Consider the following 22157-nt stretch of genomic DNA (forward strand, 5'->3'; position numbering starts at 1 on the left):
GAAGTGAAGATCACGATCATTGGAACAGGCTACGTCGGCCTGGTAACGGGCGCATGCCTGGCCGAACTGGGCAACGATGTGTTTTGCCTGGATGTGAATCAGCAGAAGATCGATATTCTCAATGGCGGCGGCATCCCGATCCATGAGCCCGGCCTGGAGGAGATCGTGCGCCGCAACCGGGCCGCCGGCCGGATGACGTTTGCATCGGACGTGCAGGCGGCCGTCGCTCATGGCGACGTGATGTTCATTGCGGTGGGCACGCCGCCCGATGAAGACGGCTCGGCCGACCTGCAGTATGTGCTGGAAGCCGCGCGCTCCATCGGTCGCTACATGAACGACTTCAAGGTCATCGTCGATAAGTCCACGGTGCCAGTGGGTACGGCCGACAAGGTCCGTCAGGCGATCGCCGATGAACTGGCTCGTCGCGGCGCGGCGCTGGAGTTCTCGGTGGTGTCCAACCCGGAGTTCCTCAAGGAGGGCGCCGCGGTCGAGGATTTCATGCGCCCGGACCGCATCGTCATCGGGTGTGACAGCACGCCTGCAGGCGAACGCGCCCGCGCGCTCATGCGCCGCCTGTACGCGTCGTTCAATCGCAATCACGAGCGCACGCTCTGGATGGACGTGCGCTCGGCGGAATTCACGAAATATGCGGCCAACGCGATGCTGGCGACGCGGATCTCGTTCATGAACGAACTGGCCAACCTGGCCGACAAGGTGGGCGTGGATATCGAGGCCGTGCGGCAGGGCATCGGATCCGATCCGCGCATCGGCTACAGCTTCCTGTATGCGGGATGCGGCTACGGCGGCTCTTGCTTCCCGAAAGATGTGCAGGCGCTCGAGCGCACCGCGCGGGTCTACGACCAGGAGTTGCTGATCCTGCGCGCGGTGGAGGAGGTCAACGCGCGCCAGAAGTATGTGCTGCCCAAGAAGATCAGGGCACGCCTCGGCGCGGATCTGCACGGCAAGCGCGTGGCGGTCTGGGGCCTGGCCTTCAAGCCGGATACGGACGACATGCGCGAAGCGCCCTCGCGGGTGATCATTGGCGAACTGCTGCGCCTGGGCGCTACCCTGGCGGTGTTCGATCCGGTGGCCATGGACGAGGCCCGGCGTGTGCTGGCGCTCGATTTCGCCAGCCGGCCTGAACTACTGGCGAGGGTGGAGTTCTCGGATACCCAGATGGCAGCGGTGCAGGGAGCTCATGCACTGGTCATCGTGACCGAGTGGAAGGCGTTCCGCAATCCGGACTGGACGCAGGTGCGGGCAGCCATGCAGTCCGCGCTGGTCTTTGACGGGCGCAATCTGTTTGAGCCGTTCGCAATGGCCGAAGCTGGGGTCGAGTATCACGGTATCGGCCGCGCTACTGGCGTGCCGAATTACTAGTCGCGCCATCTCGGCCTGGCTTCGACAGAGATGATGTACGGCCCGCCGCCTGCGGTGGCGGGTAGGGAGGTGAACTTCTAGGCGTAGTGGCGCACGCGCGCCAGCGTCATTGCGGGTAGCGGAAAGTCACTCCAAACGCGATTCTGCATTTCTACTCAAAATAATTTCCGCAAGGAAATACTGGAAGTCAACTAGCACTTTGTAAATTTTTGTTGCTGCGAAATTGTCTGTGTAGTATCTTTCGTTGTAGCGAAGCAAAGTTGTTGTAGCTGGTCCGTGTCGTTGGCGGTTTAACCAACATCTCTATGAGGAGTAACAATGAAACAGGTAGTAAGCAAGCTTGCGGCCGGACTCGTTCTGGCTGCTTCGGCCCTAGCCGCGCATGCGGCGCCAGTCTACGATATCAATCGTAGCTATTCGCTGGATCTGTCTCAGAACACTGCGTCGTTCGCCGATTCCTTCGTCGGCCTGACCGGCAAGACATTCCGCGACGTGTTCACGTTTTCGATCGGCGCGCAGTCGGACCTCGACGCAGCTCTGACCTCGATCGCAACGCTGCGCAAGTCCGACCTCAACATCACCGGTTTCAGCCTGTTCCAGAATGGTACCGAGATCGCCACCGGCGTGCCGCTGATGAGCGGTCCGCTGGACCTGTGGTCGCTGTCGGCCGCCGGTATCGTTCGCGGCGCCTATTCGCTGGCCGTGACCGGCAAGATCACCGGCACTACCGGCGGCAGCTTCGGCGGCAACATCAACGTGTCGCCGGTGCCGGAACCCGCCACCTGGGGCATGATGCTGGGCGGCCTTGCGCTGGTCGTGTATGTCGCCCGCCGCCGCAAGGACACCGCTCCCAGGCACGGCGGTTTCGCCGCGGCCTGAGCCGGGACGCGCGTGACAAGGCCGGGGGCTACGCCCCCGGTTTTTTTTATTGAGTCAATGAATCTGCCGCGCGCCCGCGGCGCTGACCTGTCGGCGCCACGCGGTGTATGCGCGAGCAACTTGCTCAGGCGTCTTGGGCGAGTCGGGGTGTCGGGGCGGGCAGGCGCAGCCGTCTAGTAGGCGGTGTCTTGGAACCAGACGGCGACCCCGGTCATCAGGATGATCTTCAGGTCCAACCACAGCGACCAGTGTTCGATGTAGTGGAGATCGTATTCGACGCGTCGGCGCATCTTGTCGTCGGTGTCGGTCTCGCCGCGCAATCCGTTGACCTGCGCCCAGCCAGTAATGCCGGGCTTGACATTGTGACGGGCGAAGTAGTCGGCGATGATGCCGGCATACTGGTGGTTGTGCTGTACCGCATGGGGACGAGGGCCGACGATCGACATGTCGCCCTTGAGGACGTTGATCAGCTGCGGCAGCTCGTCCAGACTCGTCTTGCGGATGAAGCGGCCGACCCGGGTCACGCGCGCGTCGCCCCGGGTGGCCTGCACGACGTTGGGTGCCGCAGAATCCGCCACCCGCATCGAACGGAACTTGTAGACGTCGAAGATCTGGTTGTTGAAGCCGTGCCGCTTCTGCTTGAAGATCACCGGCCCGCGGCTGTCGAGCTTGATCGCCAGCGCGGTCAGCATCAGAACCGGGCTGGCGGCCAGTAGGAGGAGGCTGGAGATAGCGAGGTCTTCCAGGCGCTTGACCATGCCCATCTGTTCGTCGACCTTGCCATTGGCGATGGTTAGCAGCGGGACCCCGCCCAGGCGTTCCATCTCAATGGCCGGAAACTGCCAGATGATCTCGTGCGGCACCAGATCGACCCGCACAGGAACCGTGCGCATTTTTTTCAGCAGCGCGTCCACGCGGTCGGACCCGACCCAAGGCAGCGTGACCACGATACGGTCGACCCGGTTCTGGCGCACATAGGCCAGCAGGTCATCGGTGGATCCCAGGATCGGCACGCCGTGCAGCGCCGGCAGGGGCCGGTTGATACGGTCTTCAAACATGCCGAGAATGCGCACGTTGCTGGACTCTTCGCAGCGGATCGTCGCGATCATCCGGTCGGCCTGCTCATTGGCCCCGACCATGACAATCCGTTCAAGGAAATGCCCGCTCGCGATGCCTCGCCGTAGCAGCAGCGTCACGGCAATGCGGTTAGCCAACAGCAGGGTAGCGGCGACCACGGTCGTCGCCAGCACCCAGATCCGCGAATAATCGTGCAGGCTGCCGGACAGGTAGCCGCAAGCCAGGATCGCCAGCAGGGCACCGACCCCGCCAACGAACAAGGCGCTCAGTTGTTCGCTAAATGACTTTACCGTGCGTACCCGATAGCTATGGGACAGGTGTAGCGAGACCACCGTCGTGATACTGCTTAAATACAGGAAGAGGTGGGCAGACGAGGTATTGGGCAGCCACGTGCCGAACCGCATCAGGTGTCCCAGCAGGCCGGCGGCCACTACAGCGGCAAGATCAGCCCCCCGCAACAGGTTGAGCAGGGTCTTCCATTGGTACAGGCCGCGTGGCGGCGGAACCGGTCTGGCCGGGGCGTCGCTCTGGGTGCGGGTGCTGTTGGGATCTTGCGGTGCGGTGGAATTGATCAGTAGGGCCGGGTCGAGCTGATTGTCCATGAGGCGGTCCGTGGTCATCGTACGGGCGGCACGGCGGCCATCCGGATCGCGAAAGGACGGGGCAGGCGGAGGGCCGGCTGTCGTTTGCGGTGCAGTGGCGCAGGCCATAACTAACAGTTACTGCTCGGCATCATAACACTTACCGCTAAGCAAATCGCTGATTTATCGACCAACTGTTGAAAAACGCCAGTTGCATTCCGGTGGTAGCAAGAACTGCCAGCGAGCGCACGCCGGAGACCGGCGCGAGGAGGGGGTCAGGCCGCCAGGGCCGGGGCCGACGGGGCGGTGGCGACCAGCCGGCGGCCGCGCCACGCGACGAATGCCAGGCCGGTCAGCAGCATGGCCCAAGTCCCGGGTTCCGGGATCGGCGACAGCGGGGTGGTGGCGGCCACTGCCGCGAATTTGACGGAATTGCCGCCATTGATAGCGTTGACGTGCGCCTGCAGGTCGCTGAACTGGCTGGCGGTCGTGTTGCGGAACACCCAGGTCACTGCGTCGCCGCTCTGGAAGCGCCCGCTATTGTTGGCGGTACTGAAAGTTACGCCCTTGGCATCCACGCCCTTGAGCGTGACCGCACCCTGGGTTACGGTGAAATCGCTTGCGGCGAGCCCGGGTTTGCCCTTGCCGCCACCGGATCCGTCCGAATACGTATAGGCGATCCCTTGCAGGAAAGCCGACGGGTAGCTGCGCGCGTCATAGGTGCCCGTCAGCGACCACAGCGTGCCACCGGCGATATCGCTGATCGTCAGCGTCGCCACCGCCTGGTCGGCAAAACTCGGGGAGAGGCTGTCGGAGAACACATAGGAAGCCGCTTGGGCAGGCAATGCCGACGTCGCCGTGCACGCAATGGCTAGGACGAGGCACTGGGTCTTGAGGGTCTTGATCATCATTGGCTCCTTTTCCGACAAATTTCAAGCAGGAGCGAATGTATCATGACTCTGGGCATCGCGTTTACAACTAGAAACAATTTTCTAATTTTCAGCCGTATCTTGATTGGGGAGCGGTTAGGTTTATACCCCTAGCGCAGCACCTGGTCGGTCATTAGATTTTCGCTAAGGACAGTTCATTCAAGACGGCGTCCCCGGGTTGGTCTGGGCGCCCGCGCGGCCACCATCTCGGGCTGGATCAGGATAGATCTAACAGCCGGTACGACTGTAACTGCTTGTCGCCCGGCCCGAATCGATTGGCTTTTTTGTCGATGCTGCCCTTCGGCGAAACAATTTAAATCATGCCTGACTGAATTTCCGCCTGGGAAGCGCGCTGCTTTATCAGGGCTTCGACTGCATCGGCTAGGCCCGGAAGTGTATCGAGTTGTACGTTGAGTGCCGTGACGACAGACGCAAGCACTTTTTCTGAGTCTGCTTCCGTATGCTTCGCTCTTTGTGAAAGCGCTGCGACTGCCTCCGGCGGCGCCGACGGGAAGAACGTTACATAATCGCCAAACTCGCGCCCGACCGCCTTGCCCTGCCAGTAAATTAGATTTTCCATAATGTATTCATGTGAAGGGTGACATTTGTATCCTACGAGCACTATCAATGAACGTAAATGCAGAATTGTTAACTGCTGCAAAAAATATTGAGTTCTGTGCGGTTGCAAAGCCCACTCGGTCATTTTGTTTGCCATCCGCCTGCCGTACTGGCTCCGTAAATTCGAACACATTCTTGGAAACAGCTAAGACGGTCGAGACGGTATCGGTGTCCAAGGTGGCAGGGCAGTGGTTGTGGCGCCAGTAAAGGGGGGGCACGTGGGAGGCCAGAGCCGTCACCCACCAGCAGCTGCATAGCGGAGCCTCGCATCCGACCGCAGCACCCACTCCTGCGCGCCACGTACGCTCTTGCTCTGCCCAGTCAAGTGGCGGGGATCGGGAAAAGTTCTATGGGTTATTCCGAGTCACAACGCAAGAAGGTTAGCTCGGTCCTGGCTTTCTTGTTCTTGACGAGGAGTCCCGGATTATCTGCGCTGCATACGTCCCACATACGTCCCACTTTGATTGACAATTCCGCGCACCAGCGGGGCGAGCAAGTTGCTCGGGGACGAGCTGTTGGGGCAGTAGCTTGGGGCAGAAGGGCCCAAAAAGCACCGACTGAGACCAATGCGCCCCTTGCCTGTCCTCGTGTGGTTGTGTATAGTCATGTCTTCTTTTTGGTTCGAGTCCAATCGAGCCTACCAACGAATTCAGTACCTGACCCGGTACACTTTGTAAGAGCGAGAAAGGCACTCCCGGTTATGACACCGCGAACTACAACCGACAAGGTTATGGTGCGACGCTAGTCGGGTTCTTTTTCGTCTTTCACATCTGAAAAAAACGCGGCTGGTCCGCGTTTTTTTTCGTCCTCATTTTCTGGCGTCCGCCAGACGCCGCTTCCCGGGGCAAGCCCGATACGGAGAACAGCATGGTTTCAGTCCGACTTCCCGATGGATCGCAGCGCCAGTTCGACGCGCCGGTCACCGTCGCCCAGGTGGCCGCCAGCATTGGTGCCGGCCTCGCCAAGGCCGCACTCGCCGGCCGCGTCGACGGCAAGCTGGTCGACACCTCTTATCTGATCGACCGCGACGCCAACCTGGCAATCGTCACCGACAAGGATCCCGACGGCCTCGACGTCATCCGGCATTCGACTGCCCACCTGCTGGCCTACGCGGTCAAGGAGTTGTTCCCCGAAGCCCAGGTAACCATCGGCCCGGTGATCGACAACGGCTTCTATTACGACTTTTCATACAAGCGTCCCTTCACACCGGAAGACCTGCAGGCGATCGAAAAGAAAATGGCCGAGCTCGCAAAGAAGGATGAGCCGGTGCAACGCAAGGTCCTTCCGCGCGACGAGGCGGTGGCCTATTTCAAGTCCATCGGCGAGCACTACAAGGCCGAGATCATTGCCTCCATTCCGCAGGGCGAGGACGTGTCGCTCTACAGCGAGGGCAACTTCACCGACCTCTGCCGCGGCCCCCACGTGCCGTCCACCGGCAAGCTCAAGGTCTTCAAGCTGATGAAACTGGCCGGCGCCTACTGGCGCGGCGACTCCAGGAACGAGATGCTGCAGCGTGTCTACGGCACCGCCTGGGCGAAGAAGGAAGACCAGGAAGCGTATCTGCACATGCTCGAGGAGGCCGAGAAGCGCGACCACCGCAAGCTGGGCAAGGCGCTCGACCTGTTCCATTTCCAGGACGAGGCGCCCGGCCTGATTTTCTGGCATCCGAAAGGCTGGCTGATCTGGCAACAGGTGGAGCAGTACATGCGCCGCGTCTACCAGGAGAGCGGTTACCAGGAAGTCAAGGCGCCGCAGATCCTCGACCGTACGCTGTGGGAAAAAACTGGCCACTGGGAGAACTACCGCGAAAACATGTTCGTGACGGAGTCGGAAAACCGCAATTACGCGCTCAAGCCGATGAACTGCCCCGGCCATGTACAGATTTATAACGCCGGTCTGCGCAGCTACCGCGACCTGCCGCTGCGCTTCGGCGAGTTTGGCCAGTGCCACCGCAACGAGTCCTCGGGCGCACTGCACGGCCTGATGCGTGTGCGCGGCTTCACCCAGGACGACGGCCATATCTTCTGCACGGAAGAGCAGATCCAGGACGAGTGCACCGCCTTCCACCAGCAGGCGATGCAGGTCTACAAGGATTTCGGCTTCTCCGACATCTCGATCAAGATCGCCCTGCGCCCGGAAAACCGCATCGGTTCCGACGAGACCTGGGATCGCGCCGAGGACACGCTGCGCAACGCGCTGCGCGCCTGCGATGTGAGCTGGGAAGAGCTGCCGGGCGAGGGCGCGTTCTACGGCCCCAAGATCGAATACCACCTGAAGGATTCGCTCGGCCGCCCCTGGCAGGTCGGCACCATGCAGGTCGACTTTTCCATGCCGGGCCGTCTCGGCGCGGAATATGTCGCCGACGACAACACCCGCAAGGTGCCGGTCATGCTGCACCGGGCAATCGTCGGTTCGCTCGAACGCTTCGTCGGCATCCTGATCGAAAACCATGCCGGTGCGATGCCGCTGTGGCTGGCGCCGGTGCAGGTTGTCGTGCTGAACATCTCGGACGCGCAGTCTGATTATGCGCAAGCGGTGGCACAAAACCTGAAAAAACAAGGGTTTAGGGTCCAGGTTGATTTGCGCAACGAGAAAATAACCTATAAAATACGCGAACATTCGGTTCAGAAGCTGCCTTATATCGTCGTCATCGGCGACAAGGAGCGGGACGCGAATACCGTGGCCGTGCGTGCGCGGGGCAATGTCGACCTGGGGGTCATGTCGGTCGACACACTGGTGGAGCGCCTCAGGAACGAGGTCGACACCAAGGCCTGATGGCCTAGCCCGAGCGCGAGAGCACGGCTTAATTATTTGATTTTAAAAGGACACTGCAATAGCTACTGACAAGTCGCATCGCATAAACGGCGAAATCACTGCGCCCGAAGTGCGTTTAACTGGGGTCAACAACGAGCCGCTCGGCATCGTGAGCCTGGCCGAGGCCTTCCGCTTTGCGCAGGAGGCCGATGTCGATCTGGTGGAAATTGCGCCCACCGCGCAACCGCCTGTCTGCCGCCTGATGGACTACGGCAAGTTCAAGTATCAGGAGCAGAAGCGCCTTCACGAAGCCAAGCTGAAGCAGAAAGTCATCCAGGTCAAGGAAGTGAAATTCCGGCCGGGTACCGACGAGGGTGACTACAACATCAAGCTTCGTAATCTGACCAAGTTCCTCGAAGAGGGCGACAAGACCAAGATCACGCTCCGCTTCCGCGGGCGCGAGATGGCGCACCAGGACATCGGCATGCGCATGCTGGAGCGGTTGAAGGCCGACCTCGAGCCTTTCGGTCAGGTAGAGCAGTTTCCGAAGATGGAAGGCCGCCAGATGGTGATGGTGCTGGCGCCCAAGAAGAAGAAATAATCACCGGAATTCACGCGGCTGCCGGCACTCCCGGACGGCTGCGGAATCGCGGCGAAGAACTCGCCGCCAGATAAGTGAAAGCAGGCATCCAAGAGCAGCGAAGTGCTGCCACCTGCAATCATGTCAAAAAGGAGCTGTCCGAGAGGACAGAGATTGTCATGCCTAAAATGAAGACGAAGAGCAGCGCCAAGAAGCGCTTCCGCGTACGTCCGGGCGGCACCGTCAAGCGCGGTCAAGCCTTCAAGCGTCACATCCTGACCAAGAAAACCACCAAGAATAAGCGCCAGTTGCGCGGCGCGGTGGACGTTCATGAGACCAACATGAACTCCATCAAGGCCATGATGCCGTTCGCCTAATCTCACAGTTAAGGAGCTACCATGCCTCGAGTTAAACGTGGGGTTACCGCACGGGCCCGTCACAAGAAAGTCCTTGATCAAGCCAAGGGCTACCGCGGTCGCCGCGGCAATGTCTACCGCATCGCCAAGCAGGCGGTCATGCGTGCAGGCCAGTATGCCTACCGCGACCGTCGCAACAAGAAGCGCGTGTTCCGCGCCCTGTGGATCACCCGTATCAACGCGGCCACCCGCGCACACGGCGTGACCTACAGCGTGTTCATGAACGGCCTGAAGAAAGCCAACATCAGCCTGGACCGCAAGGTGCTGGCCGACATGGCAGTGACCGACAAGCCGGCGTTTGCCGCGATTGTCAACCAGGTGAAGGCCAGCATCGCTGCCTGAGCGTTGTGATCGCATGCGCCGCCTCCGGCGGCGCGCAATGGAAGCGGGGCAAGGGTCGACACCTGAGCCCCGTTTTATTTTTTGAACGCCGCTTTTGGATGATGCGCGAGGCGCCGTCCCGCAGCGGTTGTCCATAACCGATCGAATCTAATCTGGGCAAGAACGCCGCATGAACTCCCTAGAACAACTTGTCGTCCAGGCACAGGCCGATTTCGAAGCCGCCGAAGACGCCGCCGCGCTCGAGAACGCAAAGGCCAGGTATCTCGGCAAGACCGGTCAGATCACCGAACAGATGAAGGGCCTCGGCAAGCTGCCGCCCGAGGAACGCAAGACGCAGGGCGCGGTGATCAACGCCGCCAAGGAACGGATCGAGTCCGCGCTCAACGCACGTCGCGACGCTCTCGCCAACGCCCAGATGCAGGCCCGCCTCAACGCCGAGGCGATCGATATCACGCTCCCCGGCCGGGGACGCGGCACCGGCGGCATCCACCCCGTGATGCGGAGCTGGCAGCGTATCGAGGAGATCTTCGCGTCGATCGGTTTCGACGTGGCCGACGGCCCGGAAATCGAGACCGACTGGACCAACTTCACCGCGCTGAACAGCCCGGAAAATCATCCGGCCCGTTCCATGCAGGATACCTTCTACGTGGACGGCAAAGACAGCCAGGGCAAGCCCCTGCTGCTGCGCACCCACACCAGCCCGATGCAGGTGCGCTATGCGCGCATGAACAAGCCGCCGATCAAGGTGATCGCGCCGGGCCGCACCTATCGTGTCGACAGCGACGCCACCCATTCGCCGATGTTCCACCAGGTGGAGGGGCTGTGGATCGACGAGAACATCAGCTTCGCCGACCTCAAGGGTGTGTACCTGAACTTCGTGAAGGCCTTTTTCGAGACGGACGACCTGCAGGTGCGCTTCCGTCCTTCCTATTTCCCGTTCACCGAACCGTCGGCCGAGATCGACATCGCCTTCGGCAGCGGTCCGCTGAAAGGACGCTGGCTGGAGGTCTCCGGATCCGGGCAGGTGCATCCGACCGTGGTGCGCAACATGGGGCTGGACCCGGAGCGCTACATCGGTTTCGCATTCGGCTCCGGCATCGAGCGCCTGACCATGCTGCGCTACGGGATCAGCGATCTGCGCCTGTTCTACGAAGGCGACCTGCGCTTCCTGAAGCAGTTCAACTAGCGGACCGGCCTCGGGCCGACGCATGAACCGGAAACCCCACATCACGCATTCGCGCCGCCGGGCAGGGCCCGCGGCGACGGATAAAGAGTATTCGAAGGCTTAACTATGCAATTCTCCGAAAGCTGGCTGCGCACCCTGGTCGATCCGAAGATGACTTCGGACGAGTTGTCCCACCTGCTCACCATGTCCGGCCTGGAAGTGGAAGAGATGGAGCCGGTCGCGCCTCCGTTCTCCAACGTGGTGGTGGCCCGCGTGGTCGAAGTCGCCAAGCATCCGAACGCCGACCGGCTCAACGTCTGCCAGGTCGATGCCGGGACCGGAACGCTGCTCAACATCGTTTGCGGCGCGCCCAATGTGCGCGCCGGCATGAAGGTGCCGTGCGCGCTGGCCGGGGCCAAGCTGCCGCCGGGCGAGGATGGCAAGCCGTTCGAGATCAAGGTCGGCAAGCTGCGCGGCGTCGAATCGCAGGGCATGCTGTGCTCGGCCCGCGAACTCAAGCTGTCGGAAGACCATGGCGGGCTGCTGGAACTGCCGGACGACGCGCCGGTGGGCCAGAACTTCCGCGACTATTACCAGCTCAACGACCTCAGGCTGACGATCAAGCTCACGCCGAACAAGGCCGACTGTCTGTCGGTGCTCGGCGTGGCGCGCGAAGTGGCCGCGCTCACGGGCGCGGAGCTGAAGCTGCCAGGCTTCAAGCCGGTTGCGGTCACCACCGATGAAAAGCTGCCGGTGAAGATCTCCGCCCCCGACTTGTGCGGCCGTTTCTCGGGACGCGTGATCCGCAACCTGAATGCGCGCGCACAGACACCGGACTGGATGAAGCGCCGCCTCGAGCGCAGCGGCCAGCGCCCGATCTCGGCGCTGGTGGATATCTCCAACTTCGTGATGCTGGAACTCGGCCGCCCGTCGCACGTGTTCGATCTCGACAAGATCCACGGCGGCCTCGACGTGCGCTGGGGCAGGGCGGGCGAATCGCTCAAGCTCCTGAACGGGAACACCGTCAGCGTGGACGAATGGGTGGGCGTGATCGCCGACGACAAGGAAATCGAATCGCTGGCCGGCATCATGGGCGGCGACGCCACCGCGGTCTCCCTCGATACGCAGAACATTTACCTGGAAGCCGCGTTCTGGTGGCCGCAAGCCATCCAGGGGCGTGCCCGCCGCTACAATTTCTCCACCGATGCCGCCCACCGCTTCGAGCGCGGCGTCGATTACGCGACCACCGTCGAGCATATCGAGCGTATCACCGCGCTGATCGTGGAAATCTGCGGCACCCGCGACACTACCGTGGGGCCGGTCGACGATCACATCGTCAACCTGCCCGAGCGCAAGCCGGTCCGCATGCGCACCGCGCGCGCGGTCAAAGTGATCGGCGTGCCCGTCAGCGAAGACCAGATCGCCGACATCTTCAACCGGCTCGGGCTCGCTTTCACGCGGGAAGACGGCGCGTTCGTGGTGACGCCGCCGTCATGGCGGTTCGACATCGAGATCGAGGAAGACCTGATCGAGGAAGTCGCGCGCGTCTACGGTTTTGAAAACATCCCCGCACTGGCGCCGGTCGCGCCGAACGTGATGCGCATCGCGCCGGAAGCCCGCCGCTCGCTGCACGGCATCCGCCGCCAGCTCGCCGACGCCGACTACCAGGAAGTCATCAACTTCAGCTTCGTGGAAGAAGCCTGGGAAACGGATTTCGCGGCCAATGCGGCGCCTGTGCGTCTGCTCAATCCCATCGCCAGCCAGATGAGCGTCATGCGTACCACGCTGCTGGGCAGCCTGGTGGCGAACGTCAGATATAACCTGAACCGCAAGCTCAATCGCGTGCGCGCGTTCGAGCTCGCCGCGGTGTACAAGCGCAACGCCGCCGTGGCCGACGGCGAACTGAGCGTCGCCGGCTACGAGCAGCCCAAGCGGGTGGCGGCGATCGCTTACGGTCCGGCGGCGGAAGAGCAATGGGGGCAGCCGACCCGCAATGTCGATTTCTTCGACATCAAGGCCGATCTCGAGGCGCTGTTCGCGCCGGCTCAGCTGCGCTTCGCGCGGGCGGCGCATCCGGCCCTGCATCCGGGGCGCTGCGCGAGCGTGTCGCTCGATGGCGAAGAGATCGGCGTGATCGGCGAACTGCACCCACGTCTGCAACAGAAATATGACCTGCCACTGGCACCGGTGATGTTTGAAGTCTCGGCGGAGGCGCTGCAGCGGCGTGGCGTGCCGGCTTACCAGGAGATATCCAAGTTCCCGCCGGTGACGCGTGACGTGGCGCTGGTGGTGAAGCAATCGGTGGCGACACAGGACCTGATCGATGCCTTCAACGCGGAGCGCCAGAGCAACCCCGCCTGTGCTATCATGCAAGCCCTTGTTTTATTTGATGAATATCGCGGCAAAGGCTTGGAATCGGACGAAAAAAGTCTTGCTTTCCGATTTACCTTGCAAGATACTCAGACTACTCTGCAGGACGAGAAAGTCGATGCTGCGATGGCTGCCTTCATTGCCGCCGCCGACACGAAGCATGGCGCCCGCTTGCGGGCATGACCGGACCGGGAAGCGGTGGAATGCGCTGCACGCGCAGGTGAAAGCAGGCAGCGCAGGAATACAAAACTATGAATGACGTGAACTCCGCCGAATTCCAGTCCGTTCTGGACGCCGACCTCGACCGCGCACTGCAGGAAGCGCAGGCACGCAACCAGGCGGCCCGCGACCTGCCGACGCTGACCAAGGCGGAACTTGCCGAGCTGTTGTTCGAACAGGTCGGCCTCAACAAGCGTGAAGCCAAGGACATGGTCGAGACCTTCTTCGACGAAATCCGCAATGCGCTCGAGCGCGGCGAGTCGGTCAAGCTGTCCGGCTTCGGCAACTTCCAGTTGCGCGACAAGCCGCAGCGCCCGGGACGCAATCCGAAGACCGGCGAGGAGATTCCGATCACCGCTCGCCGCGTCGTCACCTTCCACGCAAGCCAGAAACTCAAGAGCATGGTCGAAGTCGCGAGCCTCAAGCCGCTCGTGCGGGCGGCCTGACACGCCTGAATCATGAGCGAGCGCGCGATCAAGCCCGAGGTTGCCGTATTGCCGCCGATACCGGCCAAACGCTATTTCACGATAGGTGAGGTCAGCGAGCTGTGCGGCGTCAAGCCGCATGTGCTGCGCTACTGGGAGCAGGAGTTCACGCAGCTCAAGCCGGTCAAGCGGCGCGGCAACCGCCGCTACTACCAGCACCATGAAGTGCTGCTGATCCGCCGCATCCGCGAACTGCTCTATGAGCAGGGCTTCACCATCAGCGGCGCCCGCAACAAGCTGGAAAGCCGCGCCGCCAACGGCGCGCTCGAGGCGGAAACCCATGCCGCCGCGCTGCCGCCGCTCGACGTCGATACCGCCTTCCTGCGGCGGGAGCTGAGCGAGATCCTGTCGGTGCTCAAGCCGCAATCCTGAGCGATCGATGAATGCCGCCGCGTGCGGCATTTTTCCTGGCAGGGCCCACAGTGTTCGCCCGATGCGATGAGCCCATGCGGCAGCCGTGCGGAGCAGGCCCGGCCCCGACTGCTGCGCTGCATGCTGCCCGACTTGCTTCTTCCCCTCTATAATCCTCGACCGGAACCCGGGGCCGCGCCGCCATTCGCCAGCGCGCAATGTCCTTTGCGGTCGGAAGATGGAGCACAGATGAAAACCTCGATAGCCGCCTCCTGGGATGTGGACAGTATCCTGCGGGTCGGCATGCAGTCGCTGCTGGATCTGCTCGACGAGTCGTGCGAAGGCACGGTTGCCGTCGATGAGCACGGCAGGATCGCATGGATCAACGACAAGTACGCGGCGTTCCTTGGGCTGAAGGGGCCGGAGGACGCGCTGGGCAAGCCGGTGGAAGAAGTTATTCCGAACAGCCGGCTGCGCGAGGTCATCCGCAATGGCAAGCCCATCCTGCTCGACATCATGATGATCCGCGATCAGCCGCTGGTCGTGATGCGCATTCCGCTCAAGGACGACGCGGGGAAAGTGATCGGCGCCATCGGTTTCGCGCTCTATGACAGGCTGCAGCGGCTCAAGCCCCTGGTGTCGAAGTTCGCCGAGCTGCAATGGGCGCTCGCGAATACGCAGAAGGAGCTGGCACAGCTCCGTCACACCAAGTATTCGATTTCCAGCTTCGTCGGCGTGAGCCCGGTGTCGCTGGAACTCAAGCATCGCGCCCGCCGCGCCGCGCAGCTCGACACCACCGTGCTGCTGCTCGGTGAGACCGGCACCGGCAAGGAGTTGCTGGCCCACGGCATACACGCCGCTTCCGGACGCGCGGGCAAGCCCTTTGTCGGCATCAATATCGCGGCCGTGCCCGAGACCCTGCTCGAGGCGGAGTTCTTCGGCGTCGCCGCCGGTGCCTATACCGGCGCGGACCGCAAGGGACGCGAGGGCAAGTTCAAGATCGCCGACGGCGGCACGCTGTTCCTCGACGAAGTGGGCGACATGCCGCTGCAGGTGCAGGCCAAGCTGCTGCGCGTGCTGCAGGAGCAGGAGATCGAGCCGCTCGGTTCGAATACGATCACCAAGGTCGACGTGCGGGTGATCGCGGCCACCAGCCATGACCTCAAGAAGCTGGTAGCGGAGGGCAGGTTCCGCTCCGATCTCTATTACCGGCTCAATGTGCTGCCGATCGCGCTGCCGCCGTTGCGCGAACGGCTCGCCGACCTCGATGCGCTGTGCGAGCATCTGCTCGAACAGATCGCCGCCCGTACCGGCATGCCGCAGCGCGAACTCACGCCGTCGGCCCGCGCCTTTCTCGCGTCCTATCACTGGCCGGGCAATGTGCGCGAGCTGCGCAACGCGCTGGAGCAGGCGGGCATGCTCACCGAGAGCATAGCGCTCACCGCCGAGGATTTTGCGACCATCCTGCAGCCCGGCGCCGGTCCGGAAACCGCGGCGCCGGCCGAGGCGCCGCAGCCGGACGAGCAGCGGCCGCTGGGTGAAGCGGTCGCCGAACTCGAGCAGAAGATGATCCGCAGCGCGCTGCAAAGCACGCGCGGCAACAAGGCGCTGACCGCGCGCATGCTCGGGATTTCGCGCGCCACCCTGTATCAGAAATTGGGCGAATACAAGATAACGTCTGACTTCTGAACAGGTGTATGGAAACCATACACTGCTTAATACCTTTATTATTCAAAGAGATAACACGATATAAGCAATGCTTGTATTGGTTCTGGACAGAATCCGGTCCTCCGGCCGCTGCCTAGCGGCGGCCGGATCCGCGGCTTCTTCATTTTTCCCCATCAAATCAAAGACTTGTGTGAACTGGCACGCGGCTTGCCACAGGGCCTGAATCGACGATGAAGCTGCAGCGGACACAGAGCCGCCGCTTCGATCGTTCCGCCGCTGACAGGAGACACAGTGCGACTCAACAACAAGGTAGCCCTCGTGACGGGCGCCTCCCGCGGTATCGGCAAGGCCACCGCCATCAAGTTTGCCCGCGAAGGCGCCAGGCTGGTCGTATGCGACCTCGACGACTCGGTCGCCGAAACCGTTGCCGAAATCCGCCTTCAGGGCGGCAGTGCGGTCGGCTACAAGGTCGACGTCACCAAGGCCGAAACCATCGAAGCGATGATCGGCGGAGCGCTCACCACCTACGGCCGCATCGACATCCTCATCAACAATGCCGGCATCGTCGCCGACGCGCAGCTGCGCAAGATGACGGACGAGCAGTTCGAGCGCGTCATCGACGTCAATCTCAAGGGCACCTACAACTGCACGCGCGCGGTGGTCGACGCGATGATCGAACGCAAGAGCGGCGTCATCCTCAATGCGTCGTCCATCGTCGGCATCTACGGCAATTTCGGCCAGACCAACTATGCCGCCAGCAAGTTCGGCGTGATCGGCATGGCCAAGACCTGGGCGCGCGAACTCGGCAAGCACGGCATCCGCGTCAACGCGGTCTGTCCCGGGTTCATCGAGACGTCCATCCTCAAGAGCATGCCGGAGAAAGTCATCCGCGGCCTGGTGGAGCGGGTGCCGCTCGGCCGGCTGGGCAAGCCGGAGGAGATCGCCAATACATTCGCTTTCCTCGCGTCAGACGAGGCGAGTTATATCAACGGAGCAGTGATTGAAGTGTGTGGAGGGATGACGCTGTAGCTTTAGGGCAGGCGGCAAGAGGTGAAGGATCGGTTGTATCGCATGTGATTCCATATAAACCACGATCCGGGCAACGGCGCCCGGAGCAATAAAGGAGACAGACATGGCAATACGCGGCAAACTGAAGTGGACAACGATGGTCGTAGGCGGCGTGGTCGGTACTTGCGCCGGTGCGGTGGCGAACGCGCAGGAGGTCAACGTCAAGCCCGCGCATGTGGGCGTCGTCCAGCATGCGAGCTACGACGGCGTTACCGACGATTTGCTCACCGCCGGCCTCGGCAAGACAGGGCTTCAGGGCGCTGCGCCGGGCTATCTGGATCCCGCCAATCCCACCGCCGCCGAACTCCGCCGCGCCGCCATCTATTCCAACTACCGTGCGCTGATCGATCCGTCGACGAATGGCGGCTACGGCACGCTGTACGGCCCGAATGTCGATAACCAGGGCAATCCGTCGCTGGGGGAAGGCAAGATCGCGGGCGATGAATATATCGCCTTTGCCAATGACGGCGGTAAGGATAACGTCGTCCTGATGGTGCAGATTCCGGCCGATTTCGACCGTCACAATCCCTGCATCGTCACCGCTACGTCTTCGGGATCGCGCGGCGTGTACGGCGCGATCGGCACGGCCGGCGACTGGGGCCTGAAGCAGAAATGCGCGGTGGCCTATACCGACAAGGGCAGCGGCATCGGTTTCCACGACCTGCAGAACGACCGGGTGAACCTGATCAATGGCCAGCGCAGCAGCGCGTCCGCAGCCGGCAAGAATTCGCATTTCACGGCGAAGCTCAGCGAGCAGGAACGCGCGGCCTTCAACGCCGCCACGCCGAATCGATGGGCGATCAAGCAGGCGCATTCGCAGACCAACTCCGAGAAGGACTGGGGCAAGTACACGCTGCAGGCGGTCGAATTCGCGTTTTATGCGCTCAACGAGAAATTCGGTGAGCAGGCGCCGAATCGCGGCCCGCGCCGGGCAACATTCAAGCCGTCCAACACGATCGTGATTGCGTCGAGCGCATCCAATGGCGGCGGCGCCGCCGTGCTCGCCGCGGAGCAGGACAGGAAGGGCCTGATCGACGGCGTGGCTGTCTCGGAGCCCGTCACCGAGGTTGCCCTGCCGCCGGGCGTCACAGTCCGGCGCGGCGGCAATCAGGTCAGCAAGGCCGGGCTCGGCCTCTATGACACCCTGACCATCGCCAACCTGTACCAGCCCTGTGCCGTGCAATCGGCGCAGCTCGCCGCCTCGCCGATGAAAGTGCTGGTCAATGCGACACTCGCCGCCAATCGCTGCGCCTCTCTGAAGGCGAAGGGACTGCTGAGCGCGGACACGCTGTCCGCACAGGCAGATGAAGCCTTGCAGAAGTTGCGTGCCGCCGGTTTTGAAAGCGATTCCGATCTGCTGCACGCCTCCCATTACGGCACCTACGCGCTGCTCGCACCGTTCTACGCGAACATGTATGGACGCTTCAGCGTCAAGGACAATGTCTGCGGCTACAGCTTCGCACCTGTCGTTGCGGCCACCGGCGCGCTGCGCACCCTGGCCGCCAACGAAGATGCGCAATTGTTCGCCGTTGCCAACGGGACGCCGAGCGGAGGCCTCGGGTTGGTCAACAATTTGAATCCCGCGGGGCCGGTCGCCGACGCGTTCTCGGTATCGACCTCGACCGGCGTGCCGGACTACAACATCGATGGCGCGATCTGCCTGCGCAATCTGGCGACGGGTACCGACATCGTCACCGGTGCGCCGCTGACCGGGGAGGCCCGTGCAAACTCGGCGCGGGTGCGCGAGGGCATGAACCAGGTTTTACGCTCGGCCAACCTGCGCGGCAAGCCGGCCATCTTCGTCCACGGCCGCAACGACGCGCTGATTCCGGTGAATCACAACTCGCGCGCCTATTTCGCGGCCAACAAGGCGATCGAAGGCCAGGCCAGCAGGCTGTCCTACATCGAGATCACCAACGCCAATCACTTCGACGCCTTCCTCGGCTTCCCGGGCTATGACTCGCGGCTGATCCCCATCCATCGCTATCACATTCAGGCGATGAACATGATGTACGCGCACCTGAAGAACGGCGAGGCGCTGCCGCCGAGCCAGGTAGTGCGCACAGTGCCGCGCGGCGGCGCGCCCGGTGCGGCGCCGGCGATCACCGCTGCCAACGTGCCGCCGATCCAGCCGGCGCCGGCGGCTGAAAACCGGATCACGTTCGAAGGCGGCGCGGCGAACATACCCGAGTAAGAACCGGCCGCCGTCCCGTCGATGCGGGACGGCGGCCGGGTGCGCGACGCCGGATGAAGGTCGCGCGACAGATTCTGCAGCACTACTGGAGATTAGGATGGCAAGCGAAGTAATACTCGAGACGCGAAACCTGACCAAGGGGTTCAAGGGCTTCATCGCGGTCAATGACGTCAACTTCAAGGTCAGGCGCGGCTCGATCCATGCGCTGATCGGGCCGAACGGCGCCGGCAAGACGACCTTCTTCAACCTGTTGACGAAGTTCCTGACGCCGACGTCCGGTTCCATCCTTTACAACGGAGAGGACATCACGTCGCTGGCGCCGGAGCAGATCGCGCATCGCGGCGTGATCCGCTCGTTCCAGATTTCCGCCGTTTTCCCACACCTGACCGTGCTGGAGAACGTGCGCATCGGCCTGCAGCGCTCACTCGGCACATCCTTCCATTTCTGGAAGAGCGAAAAGACGCTGAACCGGCTCAATGAACGCGCCCGGCAACTGCTGGCCGAGGTCGACCTCGAAAGCTTTGCCGACACCGTCACCGTGGACCTGCCATACGGGCGCAAGCGCGCGCTCGAGATCGCGACGACGCTGGCGATGGAGCCGGAGCTGATGCTGCTCGATGAACCGACCCAGGGCATGGGGCATGAAGACGTGCACCGGGTGACCGAGCTGATCAAGAAGGTGTCGGCCGGCCGCACCATCCTGATGGTGGAGCACAACATGAGCGTGGTATCGGGCATCTGCGACAAGATTTCGGTGCTGCAGCGCGGCGCGCTGCTGGCCGAGGGCACGTATGAAGAAGTTTCGAAGAACCCCCAGGTGATGGAAGCCTACATGGGCACCGCCTCGGGCGAACTGCAAGGAGCGCATTGATGGCAACACCGGCACTGGAAATCCGTAACCTGAAGGCCTGGTACGGAGAGTCCCATATCCTGCATGACGTGAACCTGATGGTGCAGCCGGGCGAAGTCGTTACGCTGCTCGGGCGCAACGGCGCCGGCCGCACCACGACGCTGCGCGCGATCATGGGCCTGACCGGCACCCGCAAGGGGTCGATCAAGGTCAACGGCATGGAAGCGATCCATCTGCCGACCTACAAGGTGGCGCATCTCGGTGTCGGTTACTGCCCGGAGGAGCGCGGCATTTTTTCGTCGCTGTCGGCGGAAGAAAACCTGATGCTGCCGCCGTTCGTGTCGAAGACGGACAAGGGCATGTCGATCGAGGAGATCTACGACATGTTTCCCAACCTGAAGGAACGGCGCCACAGCCAGGGCACCAGGCTGTCAGGCGGCGAGCAGCAGATGCTGGCGGTCGCGCGCATCCTGCGCACCGGCGCGCGGCTGCTGCTGCTCGATGAGATTTCCGAGGGTCTGGCACCGGTCATCGTGCAGGCGCTGGCGCGCATGATCACCGCGCTCAAGGCCAAGGGCTACACCATCGTGATGGTGGAACAGAATTTCCGCTTCGCTGCGCCGCTGGCGGACCGGTTTTACGTGATGGAGCATGGACAGATCGTCGAGTCCTTTGCCTCGTCCGAACTGGAGTCGAAGATGCCGGTTCTCAATGAACTGCTCGGCGTCTGAGTAAATAGCAGCAGCACTACACCCCACTACAGAGGAGAAAACATGAAACTCAAGGCAAACCTCACCGCTCTCGCCGTTGCCGCCGCTTTCGCCGGCGTCGCCGGCAGCGCGCATGCGCAATACTCGGGCGACGTGATCAAGATCGGCCTGATCACCGACATGTCGGGCGTGTATGCCGACGTCGACGGTCCGGCAGGCGCCGAAGCCGTGAAGATGGCGATCGCCGACCTGGGCGGCGCGATCAACGGCAAGAAAGTCGAGTTCATGGTCGCCGACCACCAGAACAAGGCCGACATCGCCGCCTCCAAGGCACGCGAGTGGATCGACCAGGCCGGTGTCGACATGATCATCGGCGGTACCAACTCCGGCGCCAACCTGGCCATGGCCAAGGTCGCAGCCGAAAAGAAGAAGGTCTTCTTCTCGGTCGGCGCCGGCACGGCCCGCCTGACCAACGAAGACTGCACGCCGTACACCGTGCACTATGCCTATGACACCATCGCGCTGGCACGCGGCACCGGCGGCGCCATCGTCAAGCAGGGCGGCAAGGACTGGTACTTCCTGACCGCCGACTATGCATTCGGCGCCTCGCTCGAGAAAGACACCGCAGACGTGGTCAAGGCTTCCGGCGGCAATGTCAAGGGCGCGGTCAAGCATCCGCTGTCGGCATCCGACTTCTCGTCCTTCCTGCTGCAGGCGCAGTCGTCCAAGGCGCAGATCCTCGGCCTCGCCAACGCCGGCGGCGACACCATCAACGCCATCAAGGCGGCCAACGAGTTCGGCGTCCAGAAGCAGATGAAGCTGGCCGGCCTGCTGATGTTCATCACCGACATCCACTCGCTCGGCCTGGACCTGACCCAGGGCATGTACCTGACCGACGGCTGGTACTGGGACCAGAATCAGGAAAGCCGCGACTGGTCGAAGAAGTTCTTCGCCAAGATCAAGCGCATGCCGACCATGCTGCACGCCGCCGACTACTCGGTCACGACGCAGTACCTGAACGCCGTCAAGGCGGTCAACTCGGACGATGCCGACAAGGTCATGGCGCAGCTGAAGAAGACCAAGATCAACGACATGTTCGCCAAGAACGGCGTGATCCGTCCGGACGGCCGCATGGTGCATGACATGTACCTGATGGAAGTGAAGAAGAAGTCCGAGTCCAAGTACCCGTGGGATTACTACAAGGTCGTCCAGACCATCCCCGGCGACCAGGCCTATGCAACCAAGGCCGAGTCCAAGTGCGCACTCTGGAAGTAATCTGAGTTGAGCGGGAGGGCGGGGCGGAGCGCCGCCCTCCGTAGTCATCATGCCGCACGCGCTGTGGCTTCTTGAGCAAAGTCTTATGGAAATCTTTGGCATACCCTTGCAAGCGTTATTGAGCCAGCTGCTGCTCGGCCTGGTCAACGGCTCGTTCTACGCGATGCTGTCGCTCGGCCTGGCCGTCATCTTCGGCCTGCTCAACGTGATCAACTTTGCGCACGGCGCGCTGTACATGATGGGGGC

20 protein-coding genes are annotated in these 22157 nt (G+C 62.4%); 17 read left to right on the forward strand and 3 right to left on the reverse strand.

Translation table 11 applies throughout. The features are described from left to right. Nucleotides 1–3: 3 nt before the first annotated feature. Together NCCP691_RS12885 and NCCP691_RS12890 are read left to right on the forward strand one after the other, a co-directional pair. Nucleotides 4–1380, forward strand: coding sequence for a UDP-glucose dehydrogenase family protein (locus NCCP691_RS12885; RefSeq protein ID WP_220808887.1), 1377 nt, complete (start codon nt 4–6; stop codon nt 1378–1380). Between the two features lie 318 nt (nt 1381–1698). Then, complete coding sequence (locus NCCP691_RS12890) at nt 1699–2259, forward strand: FxDxF family PEP-CTERM protein (RefSeq protein ID WP_220808889.1); 561 nt, start codon at nt 1699–1701, stop codon at nt 2257–2259. Between the two features lie 173 nt (nt 2260–2432). Here NCCP691_RS12890 and NCCP691_RS12895 read toward each other — a convergent pair whose 3' ends face one another. The 3 genes from NCCP691_RS12895 to NCCP691_RS12905 all read right to left on the reverse strand — a co-directional run bounded on the left by NCCP691_RS12895 (nt 2433) and on the right by NCCP691_RS12905 (nt 5549). Then, the gene (locus tag NCCP691_RS12895) at nt 2433–3938 is read right to left on the reverse strand and encodes an undecaprenyl-phosphate glucose phosphotransferase (RefSeq protein WP_220808891.1); all 1506 of its coding nucleotides are present in this window, start codon (nt 3936–3938) and stop codon (nt 2433–2435) included. A 254-nt stretch (nt 3939–4192) separates the two neighbouring features. Continuing rightward, a complete protein-coding gene (locus NCCP691_RS12900) occupies nt 4193–4828 on the reverse strand; it encodes a PEP-CTERM sorting domain-containing protein (RefSeq protein WP_220808893.1) in 636 nt (211 codons plus the stop codon). A 331-nt stretch (nt 4829–5159) separates the two neighbouring features. Then, nucleotides 5160–5549 (reverse strand): hypothetical protein, encoded by a 390-nt coding sequence (locus NCCP691_RS12905; protein WP_220808895.1) that lies wholly within the window; start codon nt 5547–5549, stop codon nt 5160–5162. Between the two features lie 782 nt (nt 5550–6331). Here NCCP691_RS12905 and thrS point away from each other — a divergent pair. The 15 genes from thrS to NCCP691_RS12980 form a co-directional block, all read left to right on the forward strand. Continuing rightward, nucleotides 6332–8239, forward strand: coding sequence for a threonine--tRNA ligase (gene thrS, locus NCCP691_RS12910; protein ID WP_220808897.1), 1908 nt, complete (start codon nt 6332–6334; stop codon nt 8237–8239). Nucleotides 8240–8297: 58 nt separating this feature from the next. Further along, nucleotides 8298–8819 carry a translation initiation factor IF-3 gene (gene infC / locus NCCP691_RS12915; protein ID WP_220808945.1) on the forward strand — a complete coding sequence of 174 codons (522 nt, stop codon included), beginning with the start codon at nt 8298–8300 and terminating at the stop codon, nt 8817–8819. 158 nt (nt 8820–8977) lie between these two features. Further along, nucleotides 8978–9175, forward strand: a complete 198-nt coding sequence (gene rpmI, locus NCCP691_RS12920; RefSeq protein WP_220808947.1) for a 50S ribosomal protein L35 — start codon at nt 8978–8980, stop codon at nt 9173–9175. 21 nt (nt 9176–9196) lie between these two features. Further along, on the forward strand, nt 9197–9556 hold the full coding sequence (rplT, locus tag NCCP691_RS12925) for a 50S ribosomal protein L20 (protein ID WP_220808898.1): 360 nt from the start codon (nt 9197–9199) through the stop codon (nt 9554–9556). Nucleotides 9557–9725: 169 nt separating this feature from the next. Beyond that, the gene (gene pheS / locus NCCP691_RS12930) at nt 9726–10742 is read left to right on the forward strand and encodes a phenylalanine--tRNA ligase subunit alpha (protein WP_220808900.1); all 1017 of its coding nucleotides are present in this window, start codon (nt 9726–9728) and stop codon (nt 10740–10742) included. Nucleotides 10743–10847: 105 nt separating this feature from the next. Beyond that, entirely contained in the window at nt 10848–13274 is a 2427-nt protein-coding gene (gene pheT, locus NCCP691_RS12935) for a phenylalanine--tRNA ligase subunit beta (RefSeq protein ID WP_220808902.1), read from the forward strand. Between the two features lie 68 nt (nt 13275–13342). Next, nucleotides 13343–13756, forward strand: a complete 414-nt coding sequence (locus tag NCCP691_RS12940) for an integration host factor subunit alpha (RefSeq protein ID WP_220808904.1) — start codon at nt 13343–13345, stop codon at nt 13754–13756. A 12-nt stretch (nt 13757–13768) separates the two neighbouring features. Further along, nucleotides 13769–14167, forward strand: a complete 399-nt coding sequence (locus NCCP691_RS12945) for a MerR family transcriptional regulator (protein ID WP_220808905.1) — start codon at nt 13769–13771, stop codon at nt 14165–14167. A gap of 228 nt (nt 14168–14395) precedes the next feature. Continuing rightward, entirely contained in the window at nt 14396–15835 is a 1440-nt protein-coding gene (locus tag NCCP691_RS12950; protein ID WP_220808907.1) for a sigma-54 interaction domain-containing protein, read from the forward strand. Nucleotides 15836–16105: 270 nt separating this feature from the next. After that, nucleotides 16106–16843: a 3-oxoacyl-ACP reductase FabG gene (fabG, locus tag NCCP691_RS12955; RefSeq protein WP_220808910.1), complete on the forward strand. Its 738-nt coding sequence runs from the start codon at nt 16106–16108 to the stop codon at nt 16841–16843. Between the two features lie 103 nt (nt 16844–16946). After that, entirely contained in the window at nt 16947–19076 is a 2130-nt protein-coding gene (locus NCCP691_RS12960; RefSeq protein WP_220808911.1) for a 3-hydroxybutyrate oligomer hydrolase family protein, read from the forward strand. A 97-nt stretch (nt 19077–19173) separates the two neighbouring features. Beyond that, nucleotides 19174–19947, forward strand: a complete 774-nt coding sequence (locus NCCP691_RS12965; RefSeq protein WP_220808913.1) for an ABC transporter ATP-binding protein — start codon at nt 19174–19176, stop codon at nt 19945–19947. After that, on the forward strand, nt 19947–20657 hold the full coding sequence (locus NCCP691_RS12970; protein WP_220808915.1) for an ABC transporter ATP-binding protein: 711 nt from the start codon (nt 19947–19949) through the stop codon (nt 20655–20657). The genes NCCP691_RS12965 and NCCP691_RS12970 overlap by 1 nt, the downstream gene beginning before the upstream one ends. Before the next feature lie 42 nt (nt 20658–20699). Beyond that, nucleotides 20700–21911: an ABC transporter substrate-binding protein gene (locus NCCP691_RS12975; protein ID WP_220808917.1), complete on the forward strand. Its 1212-nt coding sequence runs from the start codon at nt 20700–20702 to the stop codon at nt 21909–21911. A gap of 85 nt (nt 21912–21996) precedes the next feature. Continuing rightward, nucleotides 21997–22157: ABC transporter permease subunit (locus tag NCCP691_RS12980; RefSeq protein ID WP_444980941.1), on the forward strand; the 161-nt coding region annotated here is incomplete at its 3' end.

The sequence above is a fragment of the Noviherbaspirillum aridicola genome, assembly GCF_019656455.1.
In the GTDB taxonomy this organism is placed as follows: domain Bacteria; phylum Pseudomonadota; class Gammaproteobacteria; order Burkholderiales; family Burkholderiaceae_D; genus Noviherbaspirillum; species Noviherbaspirillum aridicola.